Origin of the sequence: Deinococcus alpinitundrae, from assembly GCF_009982895.1 — a bacterium.
In the GTDB taxonomy this organism is placed as follows: domain Bacteria; phylum Deinococcota; class Deinococci; order Deinococcales; family Deinococcaceae; genus Deinococcus; species Deinococcus alpinitundrae.
In genome coordinates this window covers 177,935-199,533 of record NZ_WXZL01000008.1, presented here as the reverse complement: position 1 = coordinate 199,533, position 21,599 = coordinate 177,935, and the positions used below count along the sequence as shown (strand labels likewise).

The following is a 21,599-nucleotide window of genomic DNA, read 5'->3' as shown; positions in this document are numbered from 1 at the left end:
ATGGGTACTTGCTCACGGACGTCTAGCCGTTTCGGTGATGCGGTACGGCCTCAATACCCTCAAGACTGCCCTCGTCAATATGCTCTGGAGCAGCACTGAACGCGCGTCTATCCGCGCCTTCCACACGTGCGCCCAGAAACTGTCACCTACTTAGCCCCGCCTGTCCGCTTCTTATCCTTGGCGCGTCAGTTCTCGCAGTGCTCTTGCTGATAGACCATCAGTGGCGTGGACAGTGGTTGGCTGAACTACCTCTCTTGGCCTGGAGTGCGCTGGTCCTGGCTGTCATCATTTTTCTGACTCAGTGGCCACAGCTCTCGAATCTCGCGGCGCTGAGGCCTGTGCCTCTGGGCTGGTGGTGGGCATGACGACAGGACTCTTCATGTTTCTCTTCACCCTGGCCCATACGCTGCGCCGCGCCCCGATTTGTTCTTCGCCCTGTGGAGGGGTCTAACGATGGGCCTGATCTTCAGCTATACCTGGAACCAGAGTTACGCTTTTAAAAGGAGCCGCCCATGATTCAGGAAGTCGCCTTGCTCCACATCCGTCCCGGCCAGACCGCCGATTTCGAGGCGGCGTTTGCTGAGGCTCAGGCCATCATCAGCACTATGCCTGGCTACCTCCGCCACGAGTTGCAACGATGCCTCGAGGACGACCACAAGTACGTCCTGTTCGTCTGGTGGGAAACGCTGGCGGACCACACCGAGGGCTTTCGCGGCAGCCCGGAGTATGAGCAGTGGAGAACGTTGCTGCACCACTTTTACTATCCTTTCCCGACGGTGGAGCATTATCAACAGGTTTTACTGTGACGAATCCATCGGCTATGAAACGGCTTAAGGCAATGCATCCGACCGAGGACTCTTGCCCACCCCTCCCGCTGCCCTGATCCCTTACGACATGCAGACCGGGCACCCGGCCCGGCAGGCAAACTGCCGTTCACAGATGCTACTGCTTCGTCTGTTCGTCCGGCGACGTCTTTGGCCTCAGCCAGAAGGCCGGAATGGACTGGAATCTCGTCCAACTTGGCCGCAAGGAAATGCTGATCCTCTCGACCCAGAGCGGTATCCGCGTCCAGGACGTAACGCCGTCGCTCCCAGCCAACACACCCGACACTGGGGAGTAGGGCTTCTGATGCAGGCCGCCGCTCAGCGTTATTCAGCTCACATCGCATCGTTCAGGGAGGGGGGATCTGAATTTCACGCCACCTCTTCCAGCCGTATTTCGAGGGCAGAGTCAGGGCAACAAGACGGACGACGTGATAAGTATGGTGCATGTCTATCGAGATGCTCGGCCCTGTTCCGAAGTTCGGTCTGGGAACTTTCCGCTTAAAAGACCAAGTGGTGACCGATTCAGTGCGCATGGCTCTGGCGGCGGGCTACCGGGCCATCGACATGGCTCAGGGCTACGGCAACGAGGCGGAGATTGGCAAAGTGCTGGGCGAAAGTGGCCTGGTCAGGGACGCGCTGTTCATCACGACCAAGATCATGCCCCCCAACTAACGGGCGCGACCGCCTGGTGCCCAGCCTGCGCAAGAGTGTAGAGAAGCTGGGAGTGGACGCCGTGGACCTAACGCTGATTCACTGGCCCGCACCCCAGGGTGAAGTGAAGCCGGAAGAATACCTGACGGCGCTGGCACAGGCGCGAGACCTGGGGCTGACAAAACAGATCGGGGTATCGAATTTCACCATCCAGGGGTTGAAACAGGCCCGCGAGATTCTGGGTGATGTGCCGATTGTCACCAACCAGGTCGAGATCCACCCCTATTTACAAAACCGCGCCCTGGTCGACTTTGCCAAGAATGAGGGGCTTCATCTGACGTCATATATGACGCTGGTCGTGGGGAAAGTCATGAACGATGAGGTGATGAAAGACATCGCCCGGCAGCATCAGGCGACCCCCGCCCAGGTCGCGCTCGCCTGGGCAATGGCGCAGGGCCATTCGGTAATTTCCTCGTCCACCCGCCGCGAGAACCTGGAAAGCAACCTGAAGGCCCTGGACTTACAGTTGAGTGAAGAGGACATAGCCCGGATCGCCACGCTCGACCGGGGCGAGCGGATTGCCAACCCACCACAACTGGCCCCTGACTGGGATTGATCGCCGCCACTGCTCTCCTCTGAGTGACTGGGATATGTAAGGATAGCTGCACCAGCATGTCGTCCAAGACAGGCAAGAAATCTTGCGCGAGGGGGCCATCAAGTTTGGTCCCCTCCTCGTCGAAGAGCTTCGTCACTGATCATTTCGCCAGGAAGTGCTCAACAGTGTGCGGGTGGCTTCGCCGCAGGGATTGCTGACAGTTCAGAGACCGAAACTGAACCTGTCTGCGGATTTGGGTCTGAATTCAGGCTTGGGAAATCTCCTTCATTGAAGAAGGAACAGCGCTGGCAGCCCACAGCAGGCCACGCAGGGTCAGCTCTCTGGCTTCCTTGACCTCGAAGTCGGCGTTGACATGGCCCAGGCCGCAGTAAAACACCTTGCCCACTCCCCAGCGCCGCTTCCACACCACCGGCATGACGGTCCCGGCAATCCACGGCAGCACGTCGCCGCCGAAGGTGGTGGTCGCCAGCACCTCGTTGCTGGGATCGACATGCATGTAGTACTGCTCGGAGTGCATGGCAAAGTCGCTCAGGCCCTCGGTGATGGGGTCTTGCCCGGTGATCTGAACCGTGTAATCGATGATGTTGCCGGGGTGCGCCACCCACTGCCCGCCGACCATGAACTGATACTCCGGGTTGTTGCGAAAGGCGTCGCCGCTGCCGCCATGCCAGCCGCCAAATCCCACCCCGCCGCGAATGGCCGCCAGCAAACCCTGTTCCTGCTCGGCAGTCAAGGTACTCATGGTGTAGCACTGCACGATCAGCGACTGGGAGGCGAGCAGATCGGCGTCCAGGTAAACGTCCAGATCACCCGTGACGGTGACCTCGAAGCCCTCGGCCCGCAGCAATTCGGCGAAGCGCTGGGTGGTTTGCTGCGGTTCGTGGCCTTCCCAGCCGCCCCAGACCATCAGGGCGCGTTTGGGCGTGTTAGCGGTGGACGGTTCAGTCATGGGCAGTCTCCAGTGCGGGGGTGCGGGAGGGTAGGGGCGCGGCGCTCAGCGGCTCAGGACGCGCCGGGCGGCTGTCTATCGTCACCTCGGCGCGGGTTTCGGCACTCCTGAGCAGGCCGTGCATGATCTCCAGAACGTGGTAGGCCACTTCTCCGCTGGCCCGGTGGGGCCGCCCCTGCTCAATGGCCTGAGCCAGATCGGCGACACCCAGCCCGCGCGAGTTTTCAGCGTAAGGCCGGCTGACGCTCACGTCTTCCCACTCGCCCCCGCTGCGCTTGAGCCGCACCGGGCCGCCGAAGGTGTTGGGGTCGGGCAGGCTCAGGCTGCCTTCGGTGCCGTGAATCTCCAGCAGCGGCAGGTGTGAGCCCCACACGTCAAACGAGGTGATCAGCGTGCCGATCGCGCCGTTTTCAAACGCCAGTTGTCCGGCGATGTGGGTGGGGGTGTTGACCTGCACCGTCTGACCCGCTCGTGGCTGGCTGGTGATGGTACGCGTCTCGAAGCTGGCCCGCGCCATGCCCGATACGCGCTCCACCGGGCCCATCAGGTTGATCAGCGCCGTCAGGTAATACGGCCCCATATCGAACAGTGGACCTGCGCCCGGCTGATAGTAGAAGTCCGGCTGCGGATGCCAGCTCTCGTGGCCGTGGTTGGCCATGAAAGCGGTGGCGGCGACCGGCTGGCCGATGACGCCGCTGTCCAGAAGTTCGCGGCAGGTTTGCAAGCCCGCGCCCAGCACCGTGTCGGGGGCGCAACCGATACGCAGCCCCCGCTCGGCGGCCAGTTGAAGCATCTCCTGCGCCTCAGCCAGCCCCAGCGCCAGCGGTTTTTCGTTGTAGACGTGCTTGCCGCCGTGCAGGGCCGCGAGCGAGACTTCGGCGTGGGCTGCCGGAATGGTCAGGTTGAGAACCAAATCAATGTCGGGGTGGGCGTAGGCTTCTGCGGGCGTCAGCACCTGGGCGATGCCGTACTGCCCGGCCGCCCGCTCGGCCTGCTGAGGGTTCAGATCGGCGCAGGCCACCACCTGCACGTTCGCGAAGGTTTGAAGGGTCTGGAAGTAGATGTCGCTGATAAAGCCGCAGCCGACCACGGCCACACGTAGGGGAGTTGTCATGGCTTGGGGGTTCCTTTGAGGAGTTGAGTCACGTCAGCCTTTGACCGAACCGGCCATCATGCCTTTGATGATACGTTCCTGGCCGAAGATGTAGGCGACGATCAGTGGCAGGGCCGTCAGCGTGACGACTGCCAGAATCGCGGGCATGTTGGCGCTGTGTTCGCTCTGAAAGTCCCAGATCGCCAGCGGCAGGGTGCGGTGGGCCGGAGTGGAGGTCAGCACGTAGGCGAAGATGAACTCGTTCCACATGCCGATGCCGTTGTAGATCGCCACCGTAGCCAGTCCCGGCCCGCTGAGCGGCAGGAAGATGGAGGCGAACATCCGGAACGGCCCGCAGCCGTCAATCTGCGCCGATTCTTCCATCTCGCGGGGAATCTGGCGCATGAACTCGGTCAGGATAAAGATGCTGATCGGCAGGCTGAAGGCCACATACGGCCCGATCAAGGCGAATACCGTGTCGTATAGGCCCAGCGAGCGCATCAGCAGATAAATCGGAATCAGCGTGACGTGTACCGGCACGATGAGCGAGGCGACGATCAGGCCGAAGACCGCGCCGCTGAAGCGAAACTTGAGCCGGGCGAAGGCGAAGGCTGCCATGCTGCTGAGCAGCACCGTCAGTATGATGGAGACGACGACCACCAGGGCGCTGTTTTTCAGGTAGGTCCAGAAGGAACCCTGTAAGACCAGCAGGTAATTGCTGAAATCCAGTGTTTTGGGCAATGCCCAGACCGGCGTGGAGTAGATGTCGGCCTGAGATTTTAAGGTGGTGAACACCAGAAACACGAAGGGCAGGGTGGTGATCAGCAGCCACAGCACGGCCATGCCGCCGGTGAGGACCCGACTCGACGAATTGGAGCGGACTGGTGCGGTCATCTCACACCTCCGTTTCGAAGCGCCGGGTGGCGCGCAGGGTCAGAGCGGACGCGATAATCACGATCACGAACATGGCGCTGGAGATGGCCGCCCCGTAGCCGATGTTGAAGCCGCTGAACACGGTGCGGTACATGTAGGTCGCCATCACCTCCGACGATCCAGAGGGGCCGCCCCCGGTCATCACGAAGATCAGATCGAAGTAGCGCAGCGAACCGATCAACGACAGCACCAGGGCGGTACGGATGGTGCCCTGCAAGAAGGGAATGGTGATGCGCCGGAAAATCACCGACTCGGACGCGCCGTCGAGGGTGGCGGCCTCACGCAGTTCGGCGGGCATCCCCGACAGCCCGGCCAGAAACAGCAGCATATAAAAGGGAATGTTCTGCCAGCAGACCACTAGGATCACCGAGGCCATCGCCAGCGCCGGGTCACCCAGCCAGTCACGGGCCAGGCCATCCAAGTGGGCGGCGCGCAGCACGGCATTGAGCGGCCCGAAATTGGGGTCGTACAGATTCTTGAAGATGGTGCCAATCGCCACGCTCGACATCAGCAACGGCAGGAAGTACAACACCTTGAGCACCACCGAGCCGCGCCCGGCCTTGTCGAGCATGAAGGCCAGCGTCAACCCCAGCGGCAGCTGAATCAAAATCGAGAGCGCGGCCAGCGTCAGGTTGTTGAGAATGGCCCGCAGGAACACCGGGTCGTGAACGAGTTGCACCCAGTTTTGCAGACCGACGAACTTGGCGGTGTTGCCCAGGCCGTTCCATTCGACAAACGACAGCCGGAAATTGGCCAGCAGCGGATACAGCAAGAACAGCAGCAACAGCAGCACGGCGGGCAGCAAGAACACGGCGGCGACCAGTGCGTTGGAGCGCCGGGTCTGCTGGATCAGGGTCGCCTGGGGGCGGATTCTCTCGGTGACAAGACTCATGGTCAAGCTCCTTGCGGTGCAGGTGGGGCCGCCGGAGCGCGGCCAACTGGATCAGGTTCGGGCAGCCCCAGATGCTTTACTTCGCGAGTTTCTTGGCCAGCGTTTCCATCTGATCGGCGGCGGCCTGCGGGGTGGTCGACAGGCCCAGCAGCGCCTGGCTGGTGTCGAGGTGCAGCTGGCCGAGTTGCGGAGACAGGTCCTGGTCGTACCACAGCTGCACGCTGGGGGCCCTGGCCACCGTGTTGGCAATCTTGATGAGCACCGGGTCGGTCAGTTTCAGGTTCTTCATTGGCGGCAGGCGGTTGTCGGCCACCCGACCCTGCACCGACTGCTCGTCGGTCAGGTAGGTCAACAGCTTGTAGGCGGCGTCGGGGTTCTTGCACGACTTCGAGACGCTGAAGAAGTTGTCGCCCACCGTGCCCAGCACGTTGTTGGGGTTGCCCTTGCCGCCTGCGACTGCCGGGAACGGGAAGAAGTCGATGTTCTTGGCGAAGGCCGGGTTCTCGGACGCGATGGTGGAAATCTCCCAGGTGCCCATCAGCTCCATGGCCGCCCGCCCGGAATAGAGCAGCTGACGCGAGGCCCCGCTGTCGTAGTCCAGGCCGTTGTAGCCCTGCGCGAAAGCCCCGGCCTTGACCAGGTCCTGAAGCATGCTGCCCGCCTTGACGAACACCGGGTTGGCGAAGCTGCCGCCGTTTTCGCGGGTTACGGCGTCGCTGAAGACCTGCGGGCCGCCGATCCGGTCGACCAGGTAGCCGTAGAACATCGACCCCGGCCACCTGGGCTTGTTGGCCAGCGAGAAGGCAGAGACATTCTTGGTTTTGAAGAAGGCCACCAGCTTGAGCAGGTCGTCCCAGGTTTTGGGCGGCGTCTGGTTGTACTGCTTGAAGAGGGCCTTGTTGTAGAGCACGACAGCCACCGAGGTATTTTCTGAGGGAATACCGTACACCTTGTTGCCGAAGGTCACGGCGCTGAAGCTGGCCGGGACGAAGCGGTTCTTGAAGGCGGCGTCCTTTTTCAGGTAGGACGTCAGATCAAGGACCTGATTCGATTTGATGTACTCGTACAGCGGCCCGCCGCCCCACGACGTGAAGATGCAGGGCGCGTCGTTGGCGCCCACTGCGATTTTCAGTTTGGTCTTGTAGGTGTCGTTGGCAATCGGGGTCACTTCCACCTTGACGCTGGGGTTGGCCTTGGTGAAGCGGTCCACCGCGTCCTGAATGATCTTCTTGGCCCCCGGCTGGGTCTGGATGTGCCACAGCGTCAGGGTGGATTGGGCCTGGGCCAGACTGCTGGCGCTGAGCAACATCGAGGTGAGCAGAGCAGTGTATTTCATGGCAACTCCTTGAAGGGGTGGGCAAGTCGGAAGGCCGCAGACGAACGGTGGATGGGCCGGTTTGATGAGGCATCTACATGGGTCAACCTGCCTTTGGTCTGGAAGGGCCTGAGACCGGGAACGTCGCGAGGACAGGAGCGCCGGAGCGTCCTTGGGCAGAAAGCAAAGGTTGAGGAGCCGCTGAAGTTACATCCGGCGGTCCACAGACAAGAGCGGCCCGGTGGAAGCGCGGATGATCAGTTCGGTGGGCACGATCAGGCGGTCTGTCACGGCTCCCACGCCCTGAATCAGATTGAGCAGCTGCCGTGTTCCGGCAGCCCCCATTTCCAGCAGGGGCTGTTCGATGGTCGTCAGCGCCGGGAAGACCTGGCTGGCCTGCGGGATGTTGTCGAAGCCGATCACGGAGATGTCTTCGGGCACGCGCAGCCCTGCGTCCTTGATGGCTTCGATGGCCCCGAACGCCGAGACGTCGTTGAGCGCGAAAATGGCGGTGGGCCGTTCCGCCAGGGCCAGCAGCTCTCGGGCCGCCTGAAAACCGCTGCGCTGACTGAAATCACTGGTGACTTGCAGGGCGGCGTCGGGGGCGATGCTGGCGGTCAGCAGCCCTTCACGGTAGCCGCGCAGGCGCTCACGGCTGGGGGTCAGGTGCGGCGGGCCGCCGATAAAGGCGATCCGGCGATGGCCGAGTGAGAGCAGATGCTGCATGGCCTGGCGCGCTCCGCTGTAGTGGTCGGCGTCCACGCTGGGGAAGTGCTGCTGCTCCGCCGACGCCTGTGTGCCGGGCGCGATCACGACCACCGGCAGGCTCAGCGCCCTGAGGCTGCGCTCGTAGGGAGCGAGCGAGGCTGGAAACACCATCAGCAGACCGTCAACCAGACCGTGCGCCAGCCGCCCGATGTTGCGGTGTTCGTGACTGGCCCGCGTGGTCGAGATCAGCAATTCCAGGCCCGCGTCTCGGGCAGTCATGTCCGCGCCGCGCATCAGTTCGCTGAAGTACTGCGAATCCAGCGAGGACACCACCACGCCCAGGGTATGGGTGCGGCCCCCGGCCAGCGCACGGGCGGAGGCGTGAACGGTGTAGCCGAGTTCATCGACCGCCTGCATGACACGCTGCCGGGTGGTCTCGGAGATGCCGGGTTTCTTGTTGATGACCTTTGAAACCGTCATTTTGGAGACGCCTGCCTGACTGGCCACATCGGCCAGCGTAATGGATGATGAAGTCACGACACTCCTTGGAAACGAGAATTCTTTACTTTTGAGTTACCGCTAACCTTACACGTAACATTAAGAGCTGTCAAGGGTAGTGCTGGCCTGATTGGAGCTGGGCCAGTGGACTGACCATGACCGACTCGAAGCTTTAACGCCGTCTGACGGGTGGACAAGCGCTCTGGTTGTAGGGTGCCTCCGTACCGGGCTGTTCACAGCAGGTCAGGGCGTTTACTCGCTTAATCCGAGAGGTTAACCGGAATGACGTGCAGAGCACTGGTTTTCCCGGTGGGGCTGTTGCGCTGAGGTTGCCGGGTAGACTGCCCTTCATGTATCCACTTCTCCGGATCGCCCTTATCGCTGCCGTGATCATGGCGGCCCTCAATGTCTTTTTCGCGGCCAGTCAGTACGGCGGCCTGAATACCTTGCCGCTGTGGTTTTTTCTGTCGCAACTGCTGCTGATCCCGGCCTTCATCTTCAATGTCCAGCTCTTTCCGCAGGCCAGCCGCACCGCCGACTTCGCTCGGCGCACCGGGCTGTACGCGCTCGGCTGGGCACTGCCGTTCGGCGTCTACAAGCTCAGCCAGGACCTGCTCTCGCCCGCCTTCAGCCTCGGTGTGAGCCTTGTTTCGCTGCTGGTGACCTGTCTGCTCTTCGGCGTCGTGATGTCCTTTTTGCGGCGTCCCCAATCGTAGGGCCGCTGACATGAGATTGGCGGTTCTGTCCGACGTTCACGGCAACGCCTTTGCGTTGGAGGCGGTGCTGGCCGACATCAAGGCCGCTGCGCCGGACGTCCTCTACAACCTCGGTGACACGGCCTGGGGCGCGGCGGATCCGGGCCGGGCCTGGGCGCTGCAGGCTGAGCACGCCCCGTCGAGCGTGCGCGGCAACACCGACGAGCGGGTCTCGGGCCAGCGGGCAGGGAAGGAGGCGATGCGTGACTGGGTGCGCTCGCAGTTGCCCGCCGACGCGCCGCAGCAGCTCAGCGCTTTGCCCACTTTCCTCGACGTGGCGGGCGGTGAGGTGCGCCTGGCCCACGGCAGCCCGCGTGATCCCTGGGAAGCCTTGATGCTCACCGCAACTGGCAGGGGAGAGCAGGAGCGGCCCGCCACCTTCGCTGAACTTCGGGAGCGCCTGGACGGCTTTGAGGGCAAACTCTGCATCGTCGGCCACACCCACCGCGAGATGCTGACGGTGGTGGGCGGCGTCACGGTGGTCAACGCTGGCCCGGTGTCGCGCCAGAAAGATGGCCTACCGCTGGCCCGCTGGGTTCTCCTCACCCACACGGCTGGAAGCTGGAACGTGGAGTACCGCCGGGTGCCCTACGACATCGCGGCGGCGGTGATGTGGACGACCCGGCACGCGCCCGCTCACTTCGCCGCCAATGAAATCTCCTGGCTGGAGCGCGGGCGCGAGCCTTGACGCCCGCCCACGAGCGCCCGTTGCGGGTCGTGTTCGTCTGCACCCACAACAAACTACGCAGCCCCACCGCCGAGCTGGTTTTTCGCAGCGTGCCCGGCTGGCAGGTCGCCTCGGCAGGCACCGACAGGCGCGCCGAGACGCCGCTGACCCGCGACCTGCTGGAGTGGGCCGATGTCGCCGTGTGCATGGAAAAGCGTCACCGTGACGAACTGCGGACCCGCTTCAGAGGTGCGCTGCCCGACGAACGCATTCTCACGCTGGGTATTCCCGACGATTACGAATTCATGGCCGACGATTTGGTGGCGCTGCTGCAGCGGCTGGTGCCGGGGCGACTCGGCACCGTCCACCCGCGAGCGTAGCCCCCCGCGCAGTCTCCCGGCGTCCGGCCCGCCTAGAGTGAGCCATGAAACGCTTGCTCTGGCTGGCTCCCGTGCTCCTGACTGCCTGCGTGCCCCGCGCCGTCGCCTTCGACCCGGACCGGATGCCCGACCCCGCCGCCCTGGGACCGAACAACGCCGCCACCGAATGGTGGTATGTCTCCGGCTACCTGCCCGACACCCGGCAGGCTTTTCACTGGGCGCAGTTCAAGGTCAACTACAAGGGCATTCCGTACTTCGCCGCGCACCTGGCGATCACCGACCTCACCACCGGTAAGCTGACGTTTCTGGAAGAGGGGCGGCAGGACGGCAAATTCTCGTTTCCGCCGCTGAATGTCCGGCAGGGCGACTGGACGCTGACCCAGAGCGCCAACACGCCCGCCGCGCCGTTTGATCTCAGGGCCGGGCCGCTGCAACTCACCCTGATGCCCGAAAAGGGACCGGTGGTGCATCCGCCCGGCTACTCCGGCACACCTGCAACCGGGCAACTGTATTACCAGAGTGTGACCCGGCTTAATGTCACGGGCACCATTGGCGGCCAACCGGCGCGGGGGCTGGCCTGGCTCGACCACCAGTGGGGCGATCAGCAGCCGGGCCGCAATGCGTTGTGGGACTGGTTCGGGGTGCACCTCTCGGACGGCTCGGACCTGATGCTCTACCGGGTCAAGGATTTGAGCGGCGCGGTGGTGCAACTTGCCGGGTCGGAAGTCGGCGCGGACGGGGTGGCCCGCGCGGTCGGCAACGTGACTATGGCCCCGCAACGCCAGTGGATCTCGCCCTCGGGCCGCAGCTACACCCTCGACTGGAAGGTGACGTCCGACCGGGGCGATTTGACCTTGAATGCCGTGCGCGACGATCAGGAACTTCTCTCCAAGACGACCTCGGTGGCCTACTGGGAAGGTCCGGTGCAGGGCCAGGGCACCTGGGGCGGCGCACCCGTCACGGTACTGGGCATGGGTGAATTCGTCGGCGGCGTACTGAGCAAGGCCGAGGGCGGCATCTTCGGCTCACGGTAAGCCCTACACTCTCGCCATGAAACTGGTCGGCGTCATCGGCGGCATGTCGTGGACTTCCACGGCCCAGTATTACCGCCTGCTCAACGAGGGGGTGGCCCGTGAGCGCGGCGGCCTGTCCTCGGCGCGGCTGCTGCTGCATAGTGTCGACTTTGCCGAAATCGCGGCCCTGCAAAAGAATGGCGAGTGGGACGCGGCGGGTGGGCTGCTGGCCGACATCGCACGCGGTCTGGAGCGCGCCGGAGCCGAGGGCCTGCTGCTCGCCACCAACACCATGCACAAGGTCGCCCCGCAGATCGAGGCGGCCACCCGCTTGCCGCTGCTGCACATCGCCGACGCCACCGGGGAGGCCATCCGGGCCGCTGGCCTGAAGAAAGTTGGCCTGATCGCCACCGCTTTCACGATGGAGCAGGGCTTCTACACAGATCGGCTCTCGGAGAAGTACGGCCTGGAGGTGATCGTGCCCAGTACAGCAGACCGCGCCGAGGTGCACCGCATCATCTTCGACGAGCTGTGCCAGAACGTCGCCACGGACGACTCGCGCCAGATGTACCGCCGGGTCATGGCCGAACTGGTGTCGCGCGGCGCACAGGCCATCATCCTCGGCTGCACCGAAATCGGCCTGCTGGTCGGAGCGGATGACGTTGCGGTGCCGGTGTTCGATACCACTGCCATTCACGTGGGAACGGCGGTGCGGTTCATGCTGGAGTGAGCCGCCCCGTATGCTCTGGGTATGGCTCCCCATCTGCCGCTGACCGACCCGGCCTTCGTCCAGAACCCTTACCCGGCGCTCGAACGCTTGCGCGACGAGACGCCTCTCTTCTTCGACGCGGCGCTGGGCAAGACGGTGGTGCTGCGCTACGACGACATTTCCGGTATCCTGCGCGATAAGCGCTTCGGGCGCACCCTAACCCACCTGTATTCGCGCGACGAACTCGGCTGGCCGCCGCCCGACCCGGCCCAGCAGCACTTCGACGCCTTCAACGGCAACCACATGCTCGACTCGGAAGGCGAAAAGCACACCCGGCTGCGCTCGCTAGTGGGCAAGGCCTTCACGCCTCGGCGGGTGGAGACCTTGCAGCCGCGCATCGAGGCAATTCTGGACGAGCGGCTCTCGGCGCTGGGGCGCGCGTTCGATCTGGTGACCGACTACGCCGAGCCGCTGCCGGTCACGGTGATTGCCGAGCTGCTGGGCGTGCCGGAGGCCGAGCGCGCTCAGCTGCGCCCCTGGAGCGCGGCCATCGTCAAGCTGTACGAGCCGCACTTTACCCGCTCGCAGCAATCGGCAGCCGAGCGGGCCGTCGTGGAATTCAGCGCCCTGGTTCGCACCCTGGCCGCCGAGCGCCGCGCCGACCCCCAGGATGACCTGATTACCGCGCTGGTGCAGGTCGAGGACGGCGGCCAGGTGCTGAGTGAGTCCGAGCTGACCGATACCTGCATCCTGCTACTCAACGCCGGGCACGAGGCCAGCGTCAACGGATTGTCGGCGGGCATATTGGCGTTGCTGCGGCAGCCTGAGCACTGGGAGCAGCTTGTTCAGGCGTCGGGCGCGAGTGACCTCAAGCCGTTTCGCAGCGCCGTCGAGGAACTGCTGCGCTTCGATACGCCGCTGCCGATGTTCGAGCGCTACGTGCTGGAAGACCTGATCTGGAACGGCGTCCCCCTGAAGACGGGCGATCAGGTGGCCCTGGTCTACGCCAGCGGCAACCGCGATCCGCGCCGATTCGACTCGCCGGACGAACTGAATCTTCGCCGCGATCCCAACCCGCATCTAACTTTCGGGCTGGGCCGCCACTACTGCCTCGGCGCGCCGCTGGCTCGGTTGGAACTCTCACTCAGCCTGCGGGCGCTGGTCCGGCACGCGCCCGGCCTGCACTTGGCTGACCCCGACGCCCCGGCGGAGTACGGCGGCGGCTTCGTGATCCGGGGGTTGAATCAGTTGCAGGTGCGAGTCTGAGTGAAATTCAGTGCATGGTCCTTGACTTCGCCTGTATACCGCGCTATCCTTTAGAAATCAGCGGCCCGAGTGGTCGCTTTTTTCATTCCCCGGCTGCCCAGACGCCTGATCGCCGCGGCGCGCTCCAGGCTCTAGACTAGCCGTATGACCGACACCACCACCAAGCGGAAGCTCAACTGGAACTCCCATCACGTCACCCAGGGCGACGAGCGCGCGCCCAACCGGGCCATGCTGCGGGCAGTGGGCTTTACCGACGGCGATTTCGAAAAGCCGATCATCGGGGTGGCGCACGCCCAGAGCAACATCACGCCCTGCAACAACGGGCTGGGCGAACTGGCTGGGCACATCACCGGCGCGATTCAGGAAGGCGGCGGCATGCCGCAGGTTTACGGCACCATCACCGTGTCGGACGGTATCAGCATGGGCACCGAGGGCATGAAGTGCTCGCTGGTGTCGCGTGAAGTCATCGCCGACAGCATCGAGACGGTCAGCCGGGGCCAGTCGCACGACGGCGTGATCGTGGTGGGCGGCTGCGACAAGAATATGCCGGGAGCCATGATCGGCATTGCCCGACTGAACATCCCGGCCATCTTCGTCTACGGCGGCACCATCAAGCCCGGCCACTACGACGGCAAAGACCTGACCATCGTGTCGGTCTTCGAGGCGGTGGGCGCACTCGGCGCGGGCAAGATGAGCCGCGAGGACTTCAACGAGATCGAGCGCCGCGCCTGCCCCGGCAACGGCAGTTGCGGCGGCATGTACACCGCCAACACCATGTCGTCGGCCTTCGAGGCGATGGGCATGAGCCTGCCGTTTTCCAGCACCATGAGCGCGGTGGACGCCGAGAAAGCCGTTTCCAGTGCCGACAGCGCCCGCGCCCTGCTCAAACTCATCGAGGCCGACATCCGCCCGCTGGATATCCTGACCAAGAAAGCCTTCGAGAACGCCATCACCGTGACCATGGGCGTCGGCGGCTCGACCAATGCCGTGCTGCACCTGATGGCGATTGCCCACGCCTGCGACATCGACCTGACCCTGGCCGACTTCGAGCGCATCCGTGAGGCGACCCCGGTGTTCTGTGACCTCAAGCCCAGCGGCCAGTACGTCGCCACCGATCTGCACGAGGTCGGCGGCATTCCCCGCGTCATGAAGATGCTGCTGAAGGCCGGACTGCTCCACGGCGACTGCCTGACCGTGACCGGCAAGACCATCGCCGAGAATCTCGAGGGTGAGCCGGACGTGCCGAACGAGGGCCAGGACGTGATTCGTCCCTACGATCAGCCGCTCTACGCCCAGGGCCACCTCGCCATCCTGCGCGGCAACCTCGCGCCCGAAGGCTCTGTGGCCAAGATCAGCGGCCTGAAATCCATCAAGATCACCGGCCCGGCCCGCGTCTTCGAGTCGGAGGAAGAATCGATGCACGCCATCATGAGTGACCGGATCAACCCCGGCGACGTGCTGGTCATCCGCTACGAGGGGCCGAAGGGTGGCCCCGGTATGCGCGAAATGCTCTCGCCCACCTCGGCCATCATCGGCAAGGGCCTGGGCGACAGCGTGGGGCTGATCACCGACGGGCGCTTCTCGGGCGGCACCTTCGGGCTGGTCGTCGGCCACGTGGCGCCGGAAGCCTACGTGGGCGGGCCGATTGCGTTGGTCCACGAGGGCGACACCATCGAGTTGAACGCCGAAACCTGCGAACTGACCCTCCACGTGCCGGAAGCCGAGATCGAGCGCCGCCGCCAGGCGTGGGTGCAGCCGGAGCCGAGGTACAAGCGCGGGGTGCTGGCCAAGTACGCCAAGCTGGTCAGCAGCGCGGCGGTGGGGGCGTACACGGACTGAGCATCAGGGACTGAAGAAAGCCGTCTGCCGCTGGGTGGGCGGCTTTTCGGTGCGGGCTAAAGTAAGGCGATGCCGGTTCCAGACTTTCAGAGTTTTTTTCGCCCAACGCTTGAAGCTTTACAGGATGGACATGAGTATCGCTGGCGCGAAATTCGAGAAACCGTCGCGGACCTTACGGGAATTAGCCAAGAAGACCGGGAAGATTTAGTTCCTAGCGGTGCGGAGCCAAGATATGTCAATCGCATCCATTGGACAGTGCCCTACTTAGCTAAAGCAGGTTTGGTTATGACTACCAAAAGAGGTTACGGGCGTATTTCAGATCGTGGCCTCGCGCTCCTAAAACAAAAGCCAGGAAAAATCATCACCTCTGATCTCGATGAATATCCAGAATTTCTAGCTTTCCGAACAGCCAATCGTAAAGCCGGTTCTCAAGAGGTAGCCCCAGTAATTGTCTCGGTGTCTATCGAGTCGCCCGATGAGCAGCTCGACGCCCTCTACGCCGAACTCAGCGCGGACTTGGCCGATGAACTCCTCGCCCAAGTCCGCGCCCTGACGCCGCAGCAATTCGAGATTCTGGTGGTGCAGCTTCTGGTGGCTATGGGCTACGGCGGCAGTGTGCGAGACGCGGGGCAGGCGCTGGGACGCAGCGATGACAACGGCATCGACGGGGTCGTCAAGCAAAAGACCCGCTGGGACTGGACAAGGTGTGCGTCCAGGCCAAGCAGTGGGCCAGCAATGTGGGCAGCCAGGAAGTGCGAAACTTTTCCGGCAGCCTGACCTGTCACAAAGCGTCCAAGGGCGTTTTGGTCATCACTGCAGGCTTCAGTTCCAGTGCTGTGGACACGGCCCATCAGATCGGCAACATCATCCTGATCGGCGGCGAAATGTTGGCCGACCTGATGATCCAGTACGGCGTGGGCGTGCTGACCCGCAGCACCTACTAGTGGTCTGCCATAGGCATGGCTTGGCTTATGACTCCACGATGATGAGAATTGCGAAAGCTGTTCAGGACGCAATAGCTGCAATCTTGGTTCATACGAGTTTTCAGTGCCTCATGCCTGCGATCATCCACTAGGTCAAGAAAATAGACAGCGACTTCTTCGGGGGCATCTGAACCGCGCTCAGGGCAATTTGCGTGCCTGCAAGCCCCGCACGAAGGCTACCACCTGCGCGGCCACCCCGGCGCTCAGGTGCGAGCCGCCCAGATGCGGGCCGCTGGTGTGCACCAGCTGGCTGCCGACGCCCGCCGCCTTGCTGTAGAGCGCCTCGCCATTGCGCTTGAAGTTGACGGTGGTGTCCTGCGGGCTGCCGAAGACTAGGAGCGGCAGCCGGAAGCTGGCGGGCAGTGAGGCCAGCGGGTCCTCGTGGGCGGCGGGGGCGCGGCCTTTCAGGGCGTAGGCGGCACTCAGTTCCGGCTGGCGCGACTGGCCGCTGTTCCAGGCGTCGGTGAGATTGACCCGGCCGTCTATCAGAATCAGACCGTGCACGTCGAACACGGCGTCCACCGCCGCCCGTAGCGCCGACATCCCGCCCATCGAGACACCCAGCGCGTAAGTACGCCCCGAGAAGTTGAATCTCGTCACCGACAGCGTGTAGTCGCGGGTGAGTTGCCACAGCGCTTCCGGGCCGCCCCAGCCGTCGGGGCCGCCCTCGGCGGAGATCAGCAGCGGCAGGCCAGCGCCCAGCAGCGAGCGCAAAAACGGCTGGAAGCTGGCACTCTCCAGTAGCTCGGTAGGCGTGCGCCCACGCGAGTGCGAGAGGGTCAGCAGCGGGCAGCGCTCCGAGCGGCACTCCGGCGGCACTAGCAGCACGCCGCCGCCCGGCAACTGGTAGGCCCTGGCCGGGTCGAAAGCGGGCAGCCGGGTCGCCACGATGCGCTGCGGCGGGCCAGGCAGTTCCGAACTGGGCAAGCTGGACAGGTTGGTCAGGGCCGCTGCCGGGGCCGTGCCCAGTATCACCAGTCCCAGGAAGATCAAGAGAAAACGCCGCATCGCCCTCAGTCTAGCGGCCCGGTGCTCGGCGGTTCCAACCCCAGCTGCCCCAGCCTCAGCGTCCAAAGAACACCCCGCTCAGTCGCAACCGGGCGATCAGCCGCGAGAGGACCACCGGCAGCACCAGCGAGAGCGCGACCATCAGTAGAAACATCAGCAGGGCGGGTGCGCCGTCCAGTCCCTCCATGCGCTCAGGCGGCGAGAGCCGTTCCAGTCCTTCCAGAAGGGCCGGGTGAATCAGGTAAATCTGCAGGGACAGCCCACCGAGAAGACCCACCCAGCGCGCCCATCCACGTCGCCACAAGCTGTAGCCCGCCCCCAGCACCACCAGCGCCATCGGGGTGGTGTAGGCCCAGGTGGACGCGCTGTAGAGCCAGGGACTCACCTGCATGCCGTCGAGGAAGTCCAGGGCCATCGGCAGGTGCAGCGCCAGCGCGGCGGCGGTGAGTAGCAGCACCTTGCTGCGCCGCCGCCGCCACCAGTCCTGAAATTCGCTCCAGCGCCCGCCCACCGCCGCGCCCAGCACCACCGGGGCCAGATACCACAGCACCGTGGATGCCGGATAGCTCAGTTGCCACCACGTTTTGTTGGCCCAGTAGATCCCGATCTGCACGGCCAGTCCCAGCGCCAGCGCCGCCGAGATACGGATGCGGGCGCGGGACAGCGGCAGCAACAGCGGCAGCAGCACATACGACTCCAGTGCCACCAGCAGAAAGTACAGGTGGTAGTTGCCCTTGCCGTAGCCCAGCCAGAGTTGCCACTTGTCGGGCTTCAGCAGATCGTCCCAGGGCCGGTCACCCAGCCAGGCACTCCAGACCAAGTACAGCAGCGTCCACAGCAGATAAGGCCAGGCCCCACGCACGATGCGCCGCCAGAAGTAGCGCCCGTAATCGGGTCTGGCCAGCAAGCTGCGCGTCAGCACCGCCGCCGACAGAAACAGAAAGCCGGGCACCGCGAAATGCAGCACCCGGTTGAGAATATTGAAAAACAGCAGCACGCTGCTGCCGTCCTCGGCGTATCGCCGCGCCGCGCCGGACGAGTGGTGCAGCACCACCTCCAGAATCGCCAGTCCCCGGAAGTAGTCCACCGGAGTCAAAGCGGCGCGGCGGCCCTGTTCCGCTGGCTCGGCGGCCTGTTCGGGCGGGATCAGGGTCGGCGCAGACATATAAGGCGGCATTGTGTCACGGATGGGGAAAGCCGCCACCGACTTTTCTTACCTTCTGGTACGGTTTGGCGGCGGGCGCTCCCAGTTCACCTTACTCGCTCAGCACCTCGCCGTCCGGCGCCAGCTTTTCCAGGTAGGCCGTGCCGCCCTCCACTTCTGCCGCGAAGCCCGAGGCCGGGCCGAACACCAGCGTCTCGGCCAGCGTTTCCGACATCAGGTACTCCTGCCACGCCTCGGCAGCGTCTCTGGCGTCGCCCGACAGCTCCAGGTGCAGGCTGATGCGGTCCGAGACCTCGAAGCCCGCCTTCTTGCGCCCGTCCTGAATGCCGCGCACCAGATCGCGGGCCAGGCCTTCGAGTTCCAGCTCGCGGGTCAGCGCCGTGTCGAAGGCCACCAGGTACCCGGCTTCCTCCATCGCGGCAAAGCCCTCCGGCGATTTGGCGTCCACGAGGACCTCGTCCGGCCCCAGCTCGAAGCGCTGCCCGTCCGGCGTCGTCACTTCAAACTGCTGTCCGTCCCGGACGAAGCGGGCGATCTCGGCGGCGTCGGCGGCCAGCAGCGCCGCCCGCACCTGCGGCACCGCCTTGCCGAACTTCTTGCCCAGTAGCGGTAAATTCGGGCGCAACTGGTAGCTGACCAGTTCGGCGTACTGCCCCAGCAACTCCACTTCCTTGACGTTGAGCTCCTCCTTGATCTGCTCGGCAAACCGTCCCAGGGCCTGGGTCATCTCGCCGCTGCGGGCACGCAGCATCACGCGCGGGAGCGGCTGGCGCTGGCGCAGTCCGGTCTGCCCGCGCACCGCCCGGCCCAGGCTGACCACCCGCAGCACGGCGTCCATCTCGCCTACTAGCGCCGGAGCGCTCAGCGCGGCGTCCACCACCGGCCAGCTGGCCAAGTGCACGCTCTCTGGGGCGCTGGCGTCCACGCTCCGCACCAGATTCTGGTACAGCGTCTCGGCCAGAAAAGGGGTGAACGGGGCCGTCAGCAGCGTCACAGTCTTGAGCGCGGCGTGCAGGGTAGCGTAGGCGCTCAGATCTACCGCGCCGTCCTTGCTGTAAAAGCGCCGGCGATTGCGCCTCACGTACCAGTTGCTCAGGTCCTCGGTCACAAAATCTTGCAGGGCGCGGCTCGACCCGGTGGGGTCGTAGTTCTCCAGCCGCTCGGTTACGGTGGCGATCAGCGTTTGCAGCTTGGCCATCAGCCAGCGGTCGACTTCCGGGCGCTCGCTGACAGGTGGTGCGGCGCTCAACTCCGGCTGGTCGAGGTTGGCGTACAGCACGAAGAAGCTGTAGGTGTTCCACAGCGTCAGGAAGTAGCTGCGGAAGGCCTCGCCCACCAGATTCATCCCGAAGCGGCGGCTGAGTTCCGGTGGGGCCGACACGTACATATACCAGCGGGCGGCGTCGGCTCCGTACTGCTCGAACACGTCCCAGGGATTGACGATATTGCCCTTGCTCTTGGACATCTTCAGGCCCTTCTCGTCGAGGATGTGCCCGGAGCAGATCACCGACTTGTAGGCCACCGAGTCGAACACCATCGTCCCTATCTGGTGCAGCGAGTTGAACCAGCCGCGCGTCTGGTCGATCGCCTCGGCGATGAAGTCGGCGGGGAAGCCGCCCTGTTCGAACTGCTCCTTGTTCTCGAACGGGTAGTGGTGTTGCGCGAACGGCATCGAACCGGAGTCGTACCACACGTCCATCACGTAGGGTACCCGGCGATAACTCTCGCCCTCGAACTCGAAGGTGATGTCGTCTATAAAAGGCCGGTGCGGGTCGAAGTCGGGGCCGGTCAATTCGGGCCGCCCACTCAGCTCGGCGAGTTCGCCGTAGCTGCCGATGACTTTGTACTTGCTTCCGTCCACCGTTTCCCAGATCGGCAGCGGCGTGCCCCAGTAGCGGCTGCGCGACAGATTCCAGTCGATCAGGTTCTCCAGCCAGCCGCCGTAACGCCCGTTCCTGATGTGAGGCGGGTGCCAGTCGATGCTCTGGTTCAGTTCGATCAGGCGCGCCTTGATGGAGGTGTTGTTCAGATACCAGCTCTCAGTGGCGTAATACATCAGCGGCGTGCCGCATCTCCAGCAGTGGGGGTAGGAGTGGACGAAGTTCTTCTCCTTCCACATCACGCCGCGTGCCCGCAGGTCGCGGATGATGTCCTGGTTGGCGTCGCGGAAAAAGACGCCCTTCCAGGGACCGAAGCGGTGCTTGCCGGTCTCGTCCACGCCCACGATGACCGGGAAGCCGTAGTTACGACTCAGGCGCATGTCGTCCTCACCAAAGGCCGGGGCAGTATGCACGATGCCGGTGCCGTCCGCGTCTGAAACGTAGGTATCCAGGCCGCTCATCCAGACGGTCTTGCCCTCGCCCTCGGCGTCGTAGGCCTCGGTGAACGGGGGAGAGTACGGCACCCGCTCCAGCTCGCTGCCCCTGAACGTCTTTACCACCTCGGCGTCCTTGCCCAGCACTTCGGTCAGCAGGCTGCGGGCCAGAATCACCACCTTGCCGTCCTTGTCCTTGGCAGCCACGTACTCGAAGTCCGGGTGAATCGCCACGCCCACGTTGTACGGCAGCGTCCATGGCGTCGTCGTCCAGACCAGAAAGGCCGCGCCGTCCTCCAGGCTGAGCTTCCGCGGGTCGGTCAGGTCGAAGGTCACGTAGATGCTGGGGTCCTGAATATCCTTGTAGCCCTCGCTGACCTCGGCGTTGCTCAGCGTGGTGCCGTCCTTGGGGCAGTATGGTGCGACCCGGAAGCCCTTGTAGAGCAGGCCCTTGTCCTGAAGCTGTTTGACGCTCCACCAGATCGACTCGATGTAGTCCTTGTTGAGCGTCATGTAGGCGTCGTCCAGATCGACCCAGTAGCCCATTCTTTCCGTGAACTTGCGCCACTCGCCCTCGTAGGCGAACACGCTCTGACGGCACTCGGCGTTGAAGCGGTCAATCCCGTAAGCCTCGACCTCGCGCTTGGAATTCAGGCCCAGCTTCTTCTCCACGCCGATCTCGACCGGCAGGCCGTGGGTGTCCCAGCCTGCCTTGCGCGGCACATGGTATCCCTGCATGGTCTTGAAGCGCGGAAACAGGTCCTTGAAGCTGCGGGCCTGCACATGGTGCACGCCGGGCTGGCCGTTGGCGGTGGGCGGCCCCTCGTAGAAGCTGTAGCGCGGCCCGCTCTCGGTCTGCTTCAGTGAGCGCTCGAAGATGCCCCGCTCGGTCCACCACTGAAGGGTCTGCTCCTCCAGGGCTGGGAACTTGGGATTTTGCTGAACGGGTTGAAACAGCGGCTTTTGGTCTGTGGTGGTCATAAGCAGTCCTTGTCGAACATCTGGAATATATATAAAGTGA

Annotated in this window: 20 protein-coding genes and 1 pseudogene; 12 read left to right on the top strand and 9 right to left on the bottom strand. The window is 63.9% G+C overall.

Features of this window, described 5'->3' with window-relative positions; all coding sequences use genetic code 11:
• Nucleotides 1-512 precede the first annotated feature (512 nt).
• From GUI70_RS09915 to dkgB, 3 genes and pseudogenes are all read left to right on the top strand, one after another.
• Nucleotides 513-806 carry an antibiotic biosynthesis monooxygenase family protein gene (locus tag GUI70_RS09915; protein WP_161882141.1) on the top strand — a complete coding sequence of 98 codons (294 nt, stop codon included), beginning with the start codon at nucleotides 513-515 and terminating at the stop codon, nucleotides 804-806.
• A 191-nt stretch (nucleotides 807-997) separates the two neighbouring features.
• A complete protein-coding gene (locus tag GUI70_RS24980; protein ID WP_272952867.1) occupies nucleotides 998-1,120 on the top strand; it encodes a hypothetical protein in 123 nt (40 codons plus the stop codon).
• Between the two features lie 148 nt (nucleotides 1,121-1,268).
• Nucleotides 1,269-2,091 (top strand): annotated as a pseudogene (gene dkgB / locus GUI70_RS09910) (2,5-didehydrogluconate reductase DkgB).
• A 244-nt stretch (nucleotides 2,092-2,335) separates the two neighbouring features.
• On the opposite strand, the gene GUI70_RS09905 reads toward dkgB, so the two are convergent.
• The 6 genes from GUI70_RS09905 to GUI70_RS09880 all read right to left on the bottom strand — a co-directional run bounded on the left by GUI70_RS09905 (nucleotide 2,336) and on the right by GUI70_RS09880 (nucleotide 8,518).
• A complete protein-coding gene (locus tag GUI70_RS09905) occupies nucleotides 2,336-3,040 on the bottom strand; it encodes a ThuA domain-containing protein (protein ID WP_202630445.1) in 705 nt (234 codons plus the stop codon).
• Entirely contained in the window at nucleotides 3,033-4,154 is a 1,122-nt protein-coding gene (locus GUI70_RS09900; RefSeq protein WP_161882140.1) for a Gfo/Idh/MocA family protein, read from the bottom strand. Before GUI70_RS09900 ends, GUI70_RS09905 begins: the two co-directional genes overlap by 8 nt.
• Before the next feature lie 33 nt (nucleotides 4,155-4,187).
• Nucleotides 4,188-5,027, bottom strand: coding sequence for a carbohydrate ABC transporter permease (locus GUI70_RS09895; RefSeq protein ID WP_202630444.1), 840 nt, complete (start codon nucleotides 5,025-5,027; stop codon nucleotides 4,188-4,190).
• A gap of 1 nt (nucleotide 5,028) precedes the next feature.
• Nucleotides 5,029-5,958 carry a carbohydrate ABC transporter permease gene (locus tag GUI70_RS09890; RefSeq protein WP_202630443.1) on the bottom strand — a complete coding sequence of 310 codons (930 nt, stop codon included), beginning with the start codon at nucleotides 5,956-5,958 and terminating at the stop codon, nucleotides 5,029-5,031.
• Between the two features lie 76 nt (nucleotides 5,959-6,034).
• Nucleotides 6,035-7,294, bottom strand: coding sequence for an extracellular solute-binding protein (locus GUI70_RS09885; RefSeq protein WP_161882139.1), 1,260 nt, complete (start codon nucleotides 7,292-7,294; stop codon nucleotides 6,035-6,037).
• Between the two features lie 186 nt (nucleotides 7,295-7,480).
• Nucleotides 7,481-8,518, bottom strand: coding sequence for a LacI family DNA-binding transcriptional regulator (locus tag GUI70_RS09880; RefSeq protein ID WP_161882138.1), 1,038 nt, complete (start codon nucleotides 8,516-8,518; stop codon nucleotides 7,481-7,483).
• A gap of 311 nt (nucleotides 8,519-8,829) precedes the next feature.
• Here GUI70_RS09880 and GUI70_RS09875 point away from each other — a divergent pair, with 311 nt between their 5' ends.
• The 9 genes from GUI70_RS09875 (at nucleotide 8,830) to GUI70_RS24300 (ending at nucleotide 16,052) form a co-directional block, all read left to right on the top strand.
• Nucleotides 8,830-9,195 carry a hypothetical protein gene (locus GUI70_RS09875; RefSeq protein WP_161882137.1) on the top strand — a complete coding sequence of 122 codons (366 nt, stop codon included), beginning with the start codon at nucleotides 8,830-8,832 and terminating at the stop codon, nucleotides 9,193-9,195.
• Between the two features lie 10 nt (nucleotides 9,196-9,205).
• The gene (locus GUI70_RS09870; protein ID WP_161882136.1) at nucleotides 9,206-9,922 is read left to right on the top strand and encodes a metallophosphoesterase family protein; all 717 of its coding nucleotides are present in this window, start codon (nucleotides 9,206-9,208) and stop codon (nucleotides 9,920-9,922) included.
• Nucleotides 9,919-10,281 carry a low molecular weight protein tyrosine phosphatase family protein gene (locus GUI70_RS09865; protein ID WP_161882135.1) on the top strand — a complete coding sequence of 121 codons (363 nt, stop codon included), beginning with the start codon at nucleotides 9,919-9,921 and terminating at the stop codon, nucleotides 10,279-10,281. The genes GUI70_RS09870 and GUI70_RS09865 overlap by 4 nt, the downstream gene beginning before the upstream one ends.
• 44 nt (nucleotides 10,282-10,325) lie before the next feature.
• The gene (locus GUI70_RS09860; RefSeq protein WP_161882134.1) at nucleotides 10,326-11,315 is read left to right on the top strand and encodes a lipocalin-like domain-containing protein; all 990 of its coding nucleotides are present in this window, start codon (nucleotides 10,326-10,328) and stop codon (nucleotides 11,313-11,315) included.
• A 16-nt stretch (nucleotides 11,316-11,331) separates the two neighbouring features.
• The gene (locus GUI70_RS09855) at nucleotides 11,332-12,024 is read left to right on the top strand and encodes an aspartate/glutamate racemase family protein (RefSeq protein WP_161882133.1); all 693 of its coding nucleotides are present in this window, start codon (nucleotides 11,332-11,334) and stop codon (nucleotides 12,022-12,024) included.
• A 21-nt stretch (nucleotides 12,025-12,045) separates the two neighbouring features.
• Nucleotides 12,046-13,269, top strand: coding sequence for a cytochrome P450 (locus GUI70_RS09850; protein WP_161882132.1), 1,224 nt, complete (start codon nucleotides 12,046-12,048; stop codon nucleotides 13,267-13,269).
• A gap of 144 nt (nucleotides 13,270-13,413) precedes the next feature.
• Entirely contained in the window at nucleotides 13,414-15,108 is a 1,695-nt protein-coding gene (gene ilvD, locus GUI70_RS09845; protein WP_161882131.1) for a dihydroxy-acid dehydratase, read from the top strand.
• A 69-nt stretch (nucleotides 15,109-15,177) separates the two neighbouring features.
• Nucleotides 15,178-15,885, top strand: a complete 708-nt coding sequence (locus GUI70_RS09840; RefSeq protein WP_237724817.1) for a restriction endonuclease — start codon at nucleotides 15,178-15,180, stop codon at nucleotides 15,883-15,885.
• Nucleotides 15,813-16,052, top strand: coding sequence for a restriction endonuclease (locus GUI70_RS24300; RefSeq protein WP_306468288.1), 240 nt, complete (start codon nucleotides 15,813-15,815; stop codon nucleotides 16,050-16,052). The genes GUI70_RS09840 and GUI70_RS24300 overlap by 73 nt, the downstream gene beginning before the upstream one ends.
• A gap of 177 nt (nucleotides 16,053-16,229) precedes the next feature.
• On the opposite strand, the gene GUI70_RS09835 is transcribed toward GUI70_RS24300, so the two are convergent.
• From GUI70_RS09835 to ileS, 3 genes are all read right to left on the bottom strand, one after another.
• Complete coding sequence (locus GUI70_RS09835) at nucleotides 16,230-17,099, bottom strand: hypothetical protein (RefSeq protein ID WP_161882130.1); 870 nt, start codon at nucleotides 17,097-17,099, stop codon at nucleotides 16,230-16,232.
• Nucleotides 17,100-17,154: 55 nt separating this feature from the next.
• Nucleotides 17,155-18,264, bottom strand: coding sequence for an acyltransferase (locus GUI70_RS09830; protein WP_161882129.1), 1,110 nt, complete (start codon nucleotides 18,262-18,264; stop codon nucleotides 17,155-17,157).
• Between the two features lie 91 nt (nucleotides 18,265-18,355).
• A complete protein-coding gene (ileS, locus tag GUI70_RS09825; protein ID WP_161882128.1) occupies nucleotides 18,356-21,559 on the bottom strand; it encodes an isoleucine--tRNA ligase in 3,204 nt (1,067 codons plus the stop codon).
• Between the last annotated feature and the right edge of the window lie 40 nt (nucleotides 21,560-21,599).